14 protein-coding genes and 1 tRNA gene are annotated in these 13,609 nt (G+C 62.5%); 2 read left to right on the top strand and 13 right to left on the bottom strand.

Annotated elements, in window-relative coordinates; translation table 11 throughout:
• Window positions 1–24: 24 nt before the first annotated feature.
• The 8 genes from AC1D1A_RS19070 to AC1D1A_RS19105 all read right to left on the bottom strand — a co-directional run bounded on the left by AC1D1A_RS19070 (window position 25) and on the right by AC1D1A_RS19105 (window position 7,143).
• Window positions 25–204 carry a helix-turn-helix domain-containing protein gene (locus tag AC1D1A_RS19070; RefSeq protein WP_476948452.1) on the bottom strand — a complete coding sequence of 60 codons (180 nt, stop codon included), beginning with the start codon at window positions 202–204 and terminating at the stop codon, window positions 25–27.
• A gap of 927 nt (window positions 205–1,131) precedes the next feature.
• Window positions 1,132–1,536: a hypothetical protein gene (locus AC1D1A_RS19075; RefSeq protein ID WP_476948453.1), complete on the bottom strand. Its 405-nt coding sequence runs from the start codon at window positions 1,534–1,536 to the stop codon at window positions 1,132–1,134.
• A 164-nt stretch (window positions 1,537–1,700) separates the two neighbouring features.
• The gene (locus tag AC1D1A_RS19080) at window positions 1,701–2,417 is read right to left on the bottom strand and encodes a hypothetical protein (RefSeq protein ID WP_476948454.1); all 717 of its coding nucleotides are present in this window, start codon (window positions 2,415–2,417) and stop codon (window positions 1,701–1,703) included.
• Between the two features lie 240 nt (window positions 2,418–2,657).
• Window positions 2,658–3,491, bottom strand: a complete 834-nt coding sequence (locus tag AC1D1A_RS19085) for a hypothetical protein (protein WP_476948455.1) — start codon at window positions 3,489–3,491, stop codon at window positions 2,658–2,660.
• A 179-nt stretch (window positions 3,492–3,670) separates the two neighbouring features.
• Window positions 3,671–4,078, bottom strand: a complete 408-nt coding sequence (locus AC1D1A_RS19090) for a hypothetical protein (RefSeq protein WP_476948456.1) — start codon at window positions 4,076–4,078, stop codon at window positions 3,671–3,673.
• A 299-nt stretch (window positions 4,079–4,377) separates the two neighbouring features.
• Window positions 4,378–4,512, bottom strand: coding sequence for a hypothetical protein (locus AC1D1A_RS19095; RefSeq protein ID WP_476948457.1), 135 nt, complete (start codon window positions 4,510–4,512; stop codon window positions 4,378–4,380).
• Between the two features lie 686 nt (window positions 4,513–5,198).
• Window positions 5,199–6,710, bottom strand: a complete 1,512-nt coding sequence (locus AC1D1A_RS19100; protein ID WP_476948458.1) for a hypothetical protein — start codon at window positions 6,708–6,710, stop codon at window positions 5,199–5,201.
• A 247-nt stretch (window positions 6,711–6,957) separates the two neighbouring features.
• Window positions 6,958–7,143 (bottom strand): helix-turn-helix domain-containing protein, encoded by a 186-nt coding sequence (locus AC1D1A_RS19105; protein ID WP_476948459.1) that lies wholly within the window; start codon window positions 7,141–7,143, stop codon window positions 6,958–6,960.
• Window positions 7,144–7,247: 104 nt separating this feature from the next.
• Here AC1D1A_RS19105 and AC1D1A_RS19110 point away from each other — a divergent pair, with 104 nt between their 5' ends.
• Complete coding sequence (locus tag AC1D1A_RS19110; RefSeq protein ID WP_476948460.1) at window positions 7,248–7,940, top strand: hypothetical protein; 693 nt, start codon at window positions 7,248–7,250, stop codon at window positions 7,938–7,940.
• Entirely contained in the window at window positions 7,937–9,124 is a 1,188-nt protein-coding gene (locus tag AC1D1A_RS19115) for a tyrosine-type recombinase/integrase (protein WP_476948461.1), read from the top strand. The genes AC1D1A_RS19110 and AC1D1A_RS19115 overlap by 4 nt, the downstream gene beginning before the upstream one ends.
• Before the next feature lie 105 nt (window positions 9,125–9,229).
• Here AC1D1A_RS19115 and AC1D1A_RS19120 read toward each other — a convergent pair.
• From AC1D1A_RS19120 to AC1D1A_RS19140, 5 genes are all read right to left on the bottom strand, one after another.
• A tRNA-Pro gene (locus AC1D1A_RS19120) sits at window positions 9,230–9,306 on the bottom strand.
• 148 nt (window positions 9,307–9,454) lie between these two features.
• On the bottom strand, window positions 9,455–11,005 hold the full coding sequence (gene der / locus AC1D1A_RS19125; RefSeq protein ID WP_476948462.1) for a ribosome biogenesis GTPase Der: 1,551 nt from the start codon (window positions 11,003–11,005) through the stop codon (window positions 9,455–9,457).
• A complete protein-coding gene (locus AC1D1A_RS19130) occupies window positions 11,002–11,682 on the bottom strand; it encodes a lysophospholipid acyltransferase family protein (RefSeq protein WP_476850474.1) in 681 nt (226 codons plus the stop codon). Before AC1D1A_RS19130 ends, der begins: the two co-directional genes overlap by 4 nt.
• 73 nt (window positions 11,683–11,755) lie before the next feature.
• Window positions 11,756–12,499, bottom strand: coding sequence for a (d)CMP kinase (gene cmk, locus AC1D1A_RS19135; protein ID WP_028275911.1), 744 nt, complete (start codon window positions 12,497–12,499; stop codon window positions 11,756–11,758).
• Window positions 12,499–13,608 carry a prephenate dehydrogenase gene (locus AC1D1A_RS19140; protein ID WP_476948463.1) on the bottom strand — a complete coding sequence of 370 codons (1,110 nt, stop codon included), beginning with the start codon at window positions 13,606–13,608 and terminating at the stop codon, window positions 12,499–12,501. The genes cmk and AC1D1A_RS19140 overlap by 1 nt, the downstream gene beginning before the upstream one ends.
• Window position 13,609: the final 1 nt, after the last annotated feature.

Genomic DNA, 13,609 nt, shown 5'->3' on the forward strand with positions numbered 1-13,609 from the left:
TTCCCCCTTGTCCGACGAAGTCGGTTATTGTTCGGCCGCACCGCCACTGCGCACCCACTCATCAACTTCACTGATTTGGAACTTCCAGAGACGACCAACCTTGTGGGCGGGCATGCCCTTGGTAGCAATCCAGGAATAGACCGTGTCCTTGATCACGCCTAGATGTTCAGCGATCTCTTCAGCGGACAGCCAGGACTCCGGCATCGCCACCCCTCTGTCAGAGTTAAACCAAGTTTCGCAAGCCGTGTGCAAGTGTATCCGGTCCATGCTGAGAATCCGGGCCGCTTTCCGATCCACACCGACATCGCCCCGCGGCTACCGCGCGCACCCGACTACCCTCACAGCTCCGAAGAAGCGGCTTCCTGCCCACAGTTCACGAGCCGACAATGGACAACGAGGGGCACCAATCCGCTCCCACTGCGCATCCGTCAACGACCAGAAGCGCGACGAACCCACACCGAGACCGTGCCGCGCGTCTCACCCACGAATTGGGAGACACGTCCTAACAGGACTTCGCCCCGACCAGCGGGCCATCGCCATCATCCCGATTGCCGAACGGCCTTCGACCGTAGACCCTCGAAAATTCAAGAATGAGATCCCACTCAGTTGCGGAGGGGTTCGGCACATGTTTCCAAGTGACCATAAAAGAGTCTCGGTCCGGCAGTCGTCGCAGGTCCTCCCCACCCTGGTGATTGGTTCGGGATCTGTAAACGAAACCCCGATACTCTTTGATGCGCTGCCACAGGCCAGCACGCTTGCCACGCTTATTAGGAGCGCGAAGTGGGGCTTTGCCTATGTAGAGGACGGAAGCTTCGGGAACCCATCTCTCAGCCAAGCAGGCTGTTGCCGTCACCTTTTGGTGTCTGGGGTGATCGGGGGCTCGGAAATCTGGTTGTGGTGCGGGTTCGTGCAGCACGATGTAGACGCCTTGGATGTCAGGAGCGCCGCGGTAAGAGAAGACGTCAGTCCGTTCTATGTCCCTAAACGCAGTCGGAACGACAAATCCAGCTTCACGGAGTCCAGCGGCGGTAAACAAGGTCATGACAGTTCTTTCGGATTCGTCTCGGGCTCCGTGGAATACTCCTCCCGGGGCGCTGACGCTTGATGTTTGATCCGCCTGGCTCTGGCGGATCACCTCACGTTGCGTTTGGGCGGATAATAGGCATGCGCCGCATTTGTCTGCTCAACCCAGAGTTGTTCCTTGTTGCCGCCGGGTTGGAGTAGCCCCGCGCTCTCGCCAAGACTGCAAAAACCGAGGCCAGGCTCGCCGCTATGCTTCCCGGTTACCAACGAAGTGATGAGGAAATCTGGGTGCGCAATTAGGCCTCGTACCCCGACATCTGCCAGCAGGCGGCTCATTCCTTCCAAATCGCCCGGGTTGCGGAAGTTAAATGCAGGTTGGCCTGTTTCGTCGGCAAGCTCTGCACTGAGCTTCGAGTAGGATTTCTGGCTTCGTTGTTCCGCGACGGCCGTCAGGTTTGCCATGGCTGCGTCGATGAGCTGTTCCCATTGTTCTTCGGTGCGATTATATGGCACGCTTCCCCTCTATTCCTTGCGACTAATACCAAAGGCAGACTAGCGGCAATGGAGCATAAATGGCTCTTCGCATTTCAGGGTGTAGTCGAGGTCGGCGCGTCGACCACTGGAGTCCCCAGTTTGGGGGCTATGACAACTGCCCGTCGACCGTCCGTGGCGGCGTGTCAGCGTCCTGGTTCCTGGTTCCTGATAAGCATGAACTCGCCATCGACCGAGCGATTGCTGTCCAACCGCTCCACTGCACGCCTGAGTGTCGCCTCGTCGATCGAGGAAGCCGGTTCCTCCAAGGCCGTCTGTGTCGCACTCTCCGCACTCTCACGAACTGTTACTTGAGCGAGCACCTGCCTCATCTGAGCTGCGTACTGCTCGGCCTCAAGAGCCGAGTGGAGGGCCGCCTGGTACTGGTCGGCGGTAACGCTGGGCATTTGTACTTCGAGAGTGCCGGTTTCATCGTCGATATCGGAAGTTGCCTTTGCGGGCACCGCGTCTAGCCGGGCACTGGCAGATGGGCTCGGGTTGCGAACCTCGATCCTTCGTTGCTCCGCCTTTCTCTTGGCCCATTCCACCACTTTGGGAACGCCGAGCTTGGTGTCGACCGCAATGTCGACACCGTGCATGATATGTGGCCTGAGCGCGTCCATGATATTGCTAACGACTTGGCCGGCGATCTGCTGGGCTACTGTTGGGCGCGGCGGCATGGCGGAGGTGTGCGATCGAATAATCTCGTCAATATTTGCTGGACGTGATTCGGTCGGTCCTAGGAGGTTTTCAGTGCCGTTTTCGCGAAGGAGGTCGCGGTCATAGCCGGGGGTCTCCCTGGAGCCAGCGCGATGCGTCCCCTCGCGGCGTCGCACCCAGCGCAGTTCTTCATCGTGGCTCATGCCATTGCCATCCTCATAGCCGAAGTGTAGCCGCGTTGGTTCGCAGTCCGCCGTCGCGGCTGTTGCAGGAACTGCGATGAGCGACCTAAATTCGGGCGAGTAAAGATCTGACCGCTTTCAACACATTAACGGCAACGTCGTTCTCCTGAATTTCGCAGCACCCCAGAGACGAAGGACAAATTTACGTCAGCTAGTTCTGTGTGTGGCCTGGCCGTGGTCATCGATGCGGCCAAAGACCGGCTAAGGACCGATGTAGTGTCTCTCTTCCGTGATCTGGTCCGGTCCTACTTCCCCTAGGCAAACCAAGTCAATCATGCCATCTACGATTGCTGGGAAGGACTTGGCCATGTCGCCTACGGAGAAGGCTGGTCCGCCTTTTTCGTAAGTAACCACGAAGAGGGTATCCACACCTACCGTTGCCCCGATCAGAGTCTGATCGTGATACGGCTTTGAAAGCTCAATCGAACCGATTACTTGGTTCCTCATCGTGCTTAGCCGGGGATTCGTCGCTAGCGTCCGGACGGTGGTATCGACGTCGACATCTAGCGCTAGGCCTTCTATGTCAGACCCCTGCCACTGTGCCAGAGCCGACAAGTACGACCGGTGCTTGTCAGCGATGTCCAATTTGTGAAGTTGCCAAAGAAAGCACTCTTCCTTCTTGGGAAAGGTGAAAGGCTGAAGTGTCTTAACTCTTTCCAAAATTGGCGTGGGGATTGATGCCAAATCCTTGGTGGCTTTGTCCCATGCGCTGAGCTTTTCACAAACCGGAAAGTAAATGCTCTTTGGGTTTTTTGGGGGGCCCGGAAGGTGAGCCAGCGTCCATGCCAAGTTGTCCAAAGCGGATCTAAGATTGTGGACCGCATCACCAACTGTCAGAGCAATGGCATCCAGGGGTGGCTCTGCGCCCGCCTCTACTACAATGTCGATCCGCATTCGGCTATCGTGCGGTGCGAGCCGGGCGACGATTGGGTTCGCTGAGGACCACGCATCAAGCTCAGCTTCTGCTTCTTGAAAAAGCTTCCTGGCACGGGCTGTCTTGCGTTTCGGTTCGCGGGTTGCCACTTCTAGTTTCACAAATCCACGTTAGCGGCTTATGACCATCTTGGGACGGACTAAAGACCCTACGCGTCTCCTCAGCCTAACCGAACAGCGAAGAAGGTCCGGAGGCCCGCGCAGCCGGGCAGAACGAACTTGCATTACGAGCGAGTACACGCTGGACGGTTACCAGCGTCGTGGCGGAAGGGAAGCGTAGATCACTGCAAGTCGCTGTTGAGAGTCTGCCATTCACCCACAACCTGTTTGTAGTGTAGGTCATGGTTCGACTTATCGAAGAGCCCTCGACGCTTGGCAAACCTTACGAGAGGCACGGCGGCGACCCCCTCCCACCTTGCGGCGTCCATCGGAATACGAATCGTCCATGTGCGGGTATCGTGCGCCTCTAGCCTTAACGGAAATGCCCAGTCCTCGTCGGGTTCCGTGGGAGGGAACGACATTTCTGCCTCCTCGCCAGGACGGCCACCTACATGAGAGGGACGGCACGATACAAGCACATCGCCCTTGGGAAGCATCAACAACCAACCGACATAGGTCAATGTGACAGGCTTGTCGCCATCGTTCGTGGCCTGCACGGTGAGTTCCCAGGCTGAGTTGCTTCGAGTCATGGGGAATCCTTGGGAGGCAAAGAGCCAGTCGCCCCGGACCATGACTCTCGGCTGGTCCCTCACCGCCCGTGACATTGTCCAGCCGAGGGTGCTCAAAGACACTAGGAGGGCGATAGTTGAGACGGTCTCGGCATAGTTCGGCAATTGTTTCTTCCTCCGGCGTTGTTACGGTGCACCCTGACGTTTATATACTGTGGGGCTCGTCTTCCGTTATTTGATGCACCGGGGATTGTTAGGTTTGGTTGTCGGAAAACTCTTCCTCAGCAGGCTGATAGGAGAGACGACACCCCACCCACGTGCTAACTGCCAATGCTCCCGATCACAATATGCCCGATGAGCTGCCCCACTTCGTGTCGGAGGGCCTCAAGTTCGGCCAGCACCAGCGCGCAGCAATCACAGCTATGCTCGCTAATTTTGTCCGTATCGGTGCTCATGACCCCTCCGTGCTTGAGCTTTTCCGGGTCCGTGTCGCTCCGGTGGATACACCGGTCCGTATGCTCCGGAGCTCAGATAGCTTCCCACCCGTCCGCTTCTCCTCTTTAGAATTAAGTGCCCGCCCAAGATCTTTCAGCGCTGAAAGGTAAGCGGCAATCAGTCGGGTTGATGGCGGGGACTCCGAGGGGTCGCCATCCATCTGCTCTGCGAGCTCCCGACACAAGGCCAGTAATGCCGCGTGCTTGTCAGTGAGAACACCGGCCCCGGCAGCGATGGTCCGTTCAAGAGCGTCCTGCTGTCTGTCCATAAGTTTCTTCTCCTTACAATGGCCAAGCTCGGTTGCGTGGGCAAAAATTTTCGGGGGGATTTGAACTACTGCCGGCAAAGGGGTTCCATGGCTGGAGCTCCAGCGATTTGGACGCCCCCTCCCCGGCACCCTCCTCAGCCTTGGCAAATACCCCGTTCCGTTCCCCCTGGCGTCATGACGTTGACCCCGAAGATCTCTTGTATGGGTCACGGTGCACCTTCGTCGCGGACCCGCGGTGTCGTTGATCGTCGCAACATGGATGCACGCCGCCGCTTCGAAGGGTGCTGTGCAGCGGCATTCCGCACACCTCGCACCAGTAGCCGGTAATCAGCCATTCATGGCCTTGGGCGTCCTTAAGACGCTCCGGCCTGTCGCCCATCACATGCCCACCTCGCAGCGCCCGCACATGCCCTTGAAAGTAGGCGTCCCGTGCTTCGGGCAGCGTCGCCCGGCACTGTCGGGTTGATCCGGTCTGGTATCGGTGCCAGTTTCTGCACCAAGGGTGTGCAGTAATTCAGTGCCCCTACCTAGGGGTTGGGTAAGTACTGCAATTTCTGGCACCGTGTCAGCTACTAGCTCTGGGCGTACTGCAAATTCTGGCACCGCAAGGGAGGGATTCAGCGCGTCCGGGTTTATTCCGTTGGCTAGGGAGTAATGCCAGAGCGATGTTTCTCTGCCGTTGACCGGGTTCGCAGCGTCGCGTTCGTCCACCGTCAGCACTCCAAGCATGTTGAGCGCTTGCAGCTCGCGGTCCACGGTTGCCCTTGGCAGGCCAAGACGCTTGCGGACATCCTTGGTGGGGCTGTCAGGGTTGGCCGCCACATCATCGATGATTCGCAGCCGCGGGGGCGGCATGCTGTCCCTGGCACACCGGATTGCCAACCGCAGTGCCGCCGTCCGGTCAATGCCGATGGCGACGGCACCGCGGACAATCTGCGTAAGCTGCTTCGCGAACCGTGTTGGCATCTCCGGTGCGTGGGCGTCGATGACGTCGCCACGGTAGTCGCGTTCCACTGCCGTCCTAGCCATGGTTACCACGTCGGCGGCGTTCAGGAGGATGTCGGTCTCTTCCTGGGTTACGGCGACACCATAGCTCTGCACCCCGGCCAAGACGCGGGCTACGGCAGTTGCCAAATCCTTGCGCATGGCGGTCTCGTGCCCAGTGTTGCCGATTGCCTGGCGGCCTGCTGCTTGACGGCCTTGGCTTGAATCCATGCGGATGAGCACAAACCTGTCCCCCATAGCCGATATGACGGTGTGCGCCTTGTCCCATGCGGTCGTCACGGCCCCGATTGTGACGAGTCGCCCGGTCCATTCAAGAGTCTGTCCGCCGTCCGTTCCAACGTTCCGGGACCACTGGCCGTCATAGACTTCCCGGAGAGCTCCGAGCACCTCGGCGCGCTGGTCGCCGGACATACTCAGGATGCTTGTGACGTCCTTGATAACGATGATGCCGCGGTCACCAATCTTGCGAAGGAGCCCGCCGGTTGCGTCCTTGGTCTGTTCCCGTTTTGAAGTTGCGGACAACAACGCGCCCTGGCTGGCGATAGTGGAGACAACGTGCGCTCCCATTCCGGCGAGTGCGCCGACAGTCTCAGTCTTCGCATTGCCCGATCCGGAGATGATAAGCAACCACACGGGGTCGCCGTCGAGCCGTTCCACGGCTGCAGCGGCGAGAACGGCGTCCAGTGCGTCCGTGTCGTACCCCGCACCGAGCCAGCGGTGGAAAACGGCGTGGCATTCTTCCACGCTCATGGGCGGCAGGAATCGGTTTTCGACTTCGTCACGGAGCTCATCATGAGTAGCCCTCCCGCTGTTGCCGTAATCGGTAACAGCGGTCATGCCGGGGCCCCACCCTGCATCCGTCAGCGGCATGAACACGTCCGTCATGGCCGGCCACCCCCGCGCCACGCCAGGCCAAGGCGTTTCTGGATTTCCCACGGCCCCCACCCCSCCCGCTCTAGGCGTTTGGCTTCCGCGAACAGTTCCCACGGTTCAAGGCCCATCACGACCGGTGCCATCAGGAATCCCACCGGCCGCGTGTCCAGCGGGTCCCGGCGTCCGCACTCCATTGGCGGACAACGCAGCGAAGCCTGGCGGCGGAGGAGACTAGTGGACGGTTCAAGAACTGCGGCCCTCACTCGCGTCCACCGCCCACCACCACGTTCGCCCCGCTGACCTTGGCCGCGTAAGCCCGGACGCTCTCGGCTGTGAGTAGCGACCGTCGGCCTATCTTCGCGGGGATCAACTCCCCGGTGTTCATCAGTTTGTAGACGGTGGACCGGCCAACACCCAAGGCACCAGCCGCCTCTTCTATCGTCACCAATACACGTTCCATGCGTAACCGCCTCTGTTCGTCATCAACTGCTTGTACTTCCACGATGCTTGAATATTGCGTAAGCTAAAAGCACACAGAGGGAGGCATCAGTGAAAGCACCATTTGAGTGGCGGCAGCTTGAACGCCGCTTGATCCAGCCGACGAAGAACCACGAGCGGCCGCTTGTTCTTGAGTTGTGGCCAGACGCGGACGTGCCGCGGAAGTCGTTCACGATCGAGGGAGTAACTTTTCCCGGCGGATTCATGGTTCTCGACCGCATCCGGCTTAAGGGAGATGATCTGGATCCCCGGGACATTTCAGGCGCAATTGAACGCGCCCGTTCCGGACAGTCGGGCCTGACCCTTCATATTTGGTACAAATTTTCGGCCTGGGACACGGCAGTGCGCTGCGTTGGCGTGGAGTTCTCGCTGACCGAGGACCCTGCCGCTGGCAAGTCTGCAACGACCGAAAACCTGACTGCGGCGGCTTTCGAGCACGCCCGGATCGACGACGTCCGGCGGCGGGTCATCGAGTATTTCACGCAGTTGCAGGCACTCACAGATGACCAGCCCGCTCAGCGCCGAATCGCACGGAGCATCGAGCGGCGGTCCAATGAGGTAAAACCGGACCTCATCCGACAGGCAGCCACGATCTACAACCAGAACATTGACGGTACGCCGCTCAAAGCCGTGCGAGAACTCCTGGGTATATCAAAAAGTACCTCGGAGAAGTACATACGTCTGGCCCGGGATTCCGGATACGTCACGGAGTCAGCGAAACCGGGCCGGAGGCAGCAGCCATGAGTAGACGCGCCAACGGTGAGGGCTCAATTTACAAGCGCGAGTCAGACGGACGCTACGTCGGGGCTCTGACATTTCAGGACCCGGTGACAGCGAAGAGCGGCCGGAAAGTCTTCTACGGCAAGACCCGTGCCGAAGTCCGGGCCAAACTACGCGAAGCCAGCGACCGACTCGAGGATGGCCAACCAGTCAGCGACTCGAAAGCCACAGTCTCCCAGTGGCTCCAGCAATGGACAGCGACCACGCTGGCCGTAAGCGACCGCAAAGAGTCCACCCGCTCGCTATACAGGTCGTTGGCTACCACGCACCTGACGCCTGAGCCCTTCGGCGCTCTAAGACTGGACAGGCTCAAGCCGTCCGACATCGAAGCACTGGTCCTTCGCCTCCGCGCCCGTACACTTCCTGTTCGTTGCGAAGACGGAAGCCAGGCAGAAAGACGGGCACTCTCGGACTCGACTATACGGACCACTTACACCGTCCTGCGCTCGGCCCTTGACGGTGCAGTCCGGGATGGGCTCTTGGCTCGAAACCCGGCTGCCGTCATCCGCAGGCCCGGAGTCAAGCGAAGCGAGGACCGGCACCTCTCAACATGGGAGGTCCGACGCCTGCTGAAGGCCGCTGAGACTTCCCGCTACCACCGGGCACTCATGCTGATCAGCGCAACGGGGATGCGCCGCGGCGAATGTTTGGCATTGCGCTGGCAGGACATTGACCACGACGCAGGAGTATTGAAGATTAGGGGCACGCTCTCCCGGACTGGCAAGAAAATGATAGTGACGGAGCCAAAGACGGAACGGTCCCGTCGAATGCTGCCGCTCTCCCCCGCCACGGATGCACTCCTGACGGCGCAGCGGAAAGCTCAAATCGCGGAGAGGCTGCACGCAGGCAGCAAGTGGACAGAAACCGGGCACGTATTCACCACCGAGACGGGCCAACCTGTCGACCCGCGTAACCTCCTCCGAGTCGTTCAAAACGCCGCAGCCCGAGCCGGCCTCGAGGAGGTCGGCGTCCACTCACTCCGTCACTCCGCAGCGACGGCCATGCTCGAGGCCGGCGTGAACATCAAAGCGGTTTCCGACCTGCTCGGGCACTCATCTGTCAGCATCACCGGCGACATCTACGGCCACACGTCCGATGACAGCGCCCGCGCCGCAATCGCGAAGCTGTCCGACGCCATGGGGTTCTGAGCGACTAGATCATGCGTTGCTACATTCGTTGCTACATCTGCCGAATCAAACAGAAGAGGCCGCTTCCGGAATTCTCCGGAAACGGCCTCTGACCTGCTGTTTCTGTGGTCGGGCTGACAGGATTTGAACCTGCGACCCCTTGACCCCCAGTCAAGTGCGCTACCAAGCTGCGCTACARCCCGCTGGTTCCACCGTTCTCCGCCCGGAAGTCTTCCCGGATTCGCTCCAGGTTTTCTTCCAAGCAGTCCGGCCGAACCACCTCCAAAAGCTTACACGATCCGGGAGGGTGCCTGTGACAATTTCAGGCTGCCACGGCAAGGTGTGTCGGAATTAAYGTTTCTTGCCACGCTTTTCGCGCACGCGCATGTTGACCTCGATCGGCGTGCCCTCGAAGCCGAAGGTCTCCCGGAGGCGTCGAGTGATGAAGCGGCGGTATCCCGGATCCAGGAATCCGGTGGTGAAGAGCACGAACTTCGGCGGCCGGCTCGAGGCCTGGGTGCCGAACAGGATGCGGGGCTGCTTGCCGCCGCGGACCGGGTGCGGGTGCGCTGCGACAAGTTCGCCCAGGAACGCGTTGAGGCGTCCGGTGGGGATGCGCTTGTCCCAGCTTTCCAGGGCGGTGTCCAGGGCCGGGACGAGCCGGTCCTTGTGCCAGCCGGTCTTGGCCGAGATGTTCACGCGCGGCGCCCAGGCCACGTGTGCCAGGTCCTGCTCGATTTCGCGTTCCAGGTAGCGGCGGCGCTCGTCGTCGAGGAGGTCCCATTTGTTGAAGGCCAGCACCAGGGCGCGGCCGGATTCAACGGCAAGCTGCAGGATGCGGACGTCCTGCTCGCTGAGCACCTCGTCCACGGCCAGGAGCACGACGGCGACCTCGGCCTTTTCGAGGGCGCTCTGCGTGCGCAGGGAAGCGTAGAAGTCCGCGCCCTGGGCCATGTGCTGGCGGCGCCGGATGCCGGCGGTGTCCACGAAGCGCCACGTGCGTCCGCCGAGTTCGATGAATTCATCGACCGGGTCGCGGGTGGTGCCGGCGGTGTTGTCCACCACCACACGCTCGGAACCGGCGAGCTTGTTCAGCAGCGAGGACTTGCCGACGTTCGGGCGGCCGATCAGGGCGATGCGGCGGGGTCCGCCGGAGCGCTCGAGGCCCTCAATCAGTGAGTACTCCGGGAGGGTGTCCATGACGTGGTCCAGGAGGTCCGCCACGCCGCGGCCGTGCAAGGCCGAGACGGGGTACGGTTCGCCGAAGCCCAGGCCCCAGAGGGTGGCCGAGTCGGCTTCCTGGGCGAAGTCGTCCACCTTGTTGGCCACCATGATGACCGGCTTCTTCGACTTGCGCAGCATCTTCATGACGCCTTCGTCGGTCGCGGTCGCGCCCACGGCGGAGTCGACGACGAACAGGACGGCGTCGGCAAGTTCCACGGCCATCTCGGCCTGCTCCGCCACACGGGCGTGGATGCCGCGGGCATCGTGCTCCCACCCGCCGGTGTCCACCACGGTGAAGTTGCGGCCGTTCCAGTTTGCCGAGTACATGACACGGTCGCGGGTGACGCCGGGGGTGTCCTCGACCACGGCCTCGCGGCGGCCCAGGATCCTGTTGACCAGGGTGGATTTGCCCACGTTGGGCCGTCCGATGATGGCGAGGACCGGGTCCAGCTTGACCGGGCCGTCAAAGTCCTCGTCGTCGAAGTGGCCGCTCAGCAGCGCGGCGTCGTCTTCGTCGAGCTCGTAGTCGTCCAGCCCGGCACGCAGCGAGGCCGCGCGGAGTTCCGCTTCGTCATCGTCCAGGGCGGCAAGGTTTTCAGCCACCTGGTCGGTGCCGGTGGGCGTGTATTCGTCTTCGCCGGCGCCAAAATTGCCGGAGGTTTGAGTCGTATCGCTCATTGCACTTTCCTTAGGTGGTGATCTGCCGGCGTCCCGGCTACTTCTTCATGACGTTCATGCGGTGATTCCGCGTGGGGCAGGGGCTGCCCGGTTCTTAGTACTGAGTCCTGGACATGGCGCGCTAATGCGGCCCGGATTTCGGTTCCCGCCCTGTCCATTGAAACACGCCCGGTCTCGCCGGGCCTGCGGCTGACGTTGATGGCCCCGCCGAAGCTGACATGCAGGCGCCGGCGCGGTGCGGGCACGGTGTCCAGGTGTTCGCCGTCGATTCTTGTGCCCAGGATGGCCACGGGGACCACGGTGGCGCGGGAGTTAAGCGCCAGCCAGGCGACGCCGTTGTTGATCGCGGCGGCCTCACCGCTCCCCCGCGTGCCTTCGGGAAGAATCCCGACGCACCGTCCGGCGTCGAGCAGGCTCCGGGCCGTGGCCAGCGCCGCACGGCCACCGCGGCGGTCGACGGGCAACTGGCCCGACGCCGCCAGGACGCGGCCGAGGAACCCGGTGAACATCTCCTGCTTGACGAGGATGTGCATGGGCCGGGGCGAGGCGCCGAACATGACGGGCCCGTCCAGGAAGCTGATGTGGTTTCCCGCGAAGATCACGGGACCGGCCGCCGGGACGTTGGAGCGTCCGCTGACCGAGGTGCGGTAGACGAGGTGGTCCAGGAGCCAGCCCACGGGCCGGCTCCACGCCGTCGTCCACTGACCGGGCAGGGAGGCCGGCGCTGTCCCCGGCAGTCCGGCGCGCCCCTCAGTCACCGTGGACGGCCCGGAGCGGAACGGGAGAGTGGTTGACCACGGTGTCCACGATGTCGAGGGCGGCCTGGACCGTCTCGTCAAAGTCCAGGTCGGAGGAGTCCAGGGTCACGACGCCGTCGGCGGCCGTGGTGAAGTTCACTACGGTGGAGTCCTTGGCATCGCGGTGCGTGACCTGGGCTGCCAGCTGCTCGGCATTCTGGCTGCCGCCGAGCTGGATGCCGCGGCGGCGCAGCCGGGCTTCCTCGCTGGCGGTCAGCAACATCCGCACCTCGGCATGGGGCGCGACGACGGTGGTGATGTCCCGGCCTTCGACCACCATGCGGCGGTGGTGCTTTTCGATCAGCTCACGCTGCCGGCGGATCAGTTCAGTCCGCGCGCCCAGGGTGGTGGCGACGGCGCTGACTGCCGCGGAAATGGCGGGTTCACGGATGGCGAGAGTGACATCGTGCCCGCCGACGCGGACGTACTCTTCCTGCGGGCTGGTGCTGATTTCAAGCGGCAGGGTCTCGGCGGCGGTCTCGACGGCGGCCCCGTCGTCCAGGTCCGTGCCGCTCTGCAGGCAGAACCATGTCAGGGCGCGGTACATCGCGCCGGTGTCGAGGTAGGCCAGTTTCAGCCGGCGGGCCACCTCTTTGCTCACGCTGGATTTGCCGGAGCCGGAGGGGCCGTCGATGGCAACCACAAGGCTTTTGCCGGGGCGGACTACGTCCACTGTCTCGATGAGTTCCTGGGTCATTACTGGAGTACCCGCCATCCACGGTCGTTGAGGGCTGCTATCAAAAGGTCGTGCTTGTTGGGCAGGACGGAAATTTCCACCATGCCCACATTCTGCCCCGAAGAGTGGTCGAGGCGGAGGTCTTCGACGTTGACGCCGATCTGGCCAATCTCGGTCAGCAGCTTGGCGATCTGTCCGGGTGTGTCATCCACCAGCACCGTCAGCCACGAGTATGCCTGCGGGGGTCCGCCGTGCTTGCCCGGGATCCGGGACTGGCCGGCATTGCCTTCGCTGATCAGCTGGGCAAGGTCCAGCCTGGCGCCGGGAGCGGCCGGTGCCTCCAGGGTGCCGATCAGCCGGTTGAGGTCCTCGCGGACTCCGTGCAGGATCTCCACCACCTTTTCCGCGTTCGCGCCAAGGATCTGGACCCAGAGCGTGGGATCGCTTGCGGCGATCCGGGTGACATCCCTCAGCCCGTTGCCGGCCAGGGACAGGGCGTGCAGGGGCGTGCCCTGCAGGCGGCTGGCCACGAGCGAGGACATCACCTGCGGCAGGTGTGAGACGAGCGCCACGGCTGCATCGTGCTCGTCGGCAGCGAATTCGGACACGACGGCGCCGAGATCGCCGGCCAGCGCACGCGCCACCCGCAGGGACTCCGGCAGTGTCTCCTCCGCCGGGCACACGACCCACGGCATGGAGGTGAACAGCTCGCCCCGGGCCGCGACCGGGCCCGATTTCTCGCGCCCGGCCATGGGGTGGGTCCCCACGTAGCGGCCCAGGTCCGCGCCTCGGCTGCGCAGATCGGCCAGGATCTGCGCCTTCACGCTCGCGATGTCCACCACGACGGCGTGCGGGTAGTCCTGGAGCGCCTTGGCCACGACGTCCGCCGTGACATCCGGCGGCGCGGCCACGACGACGAGCTCCGGCGCCTCCCCCTCGAGGCGCGCCAGCGGCAGGCCGGCGCCGATGTCGACGGCGACGGCCTGGTTGGTCGGCGAGGGATCCGAGAGGAACACGGGGACGCCCCGCCCCCGCAGCCCCAGCCCGATGCTGGTGCCCAGTAGCCCGGAGCCCAGGACGAGCACCGGGCCGTTCAGGTGGCCGCGGCCGTGCGTGCGGAAGGCGGACATG

It is taken from the genome of Arthrobacter sp. P1_B9 (assembly GCF_056406495.1).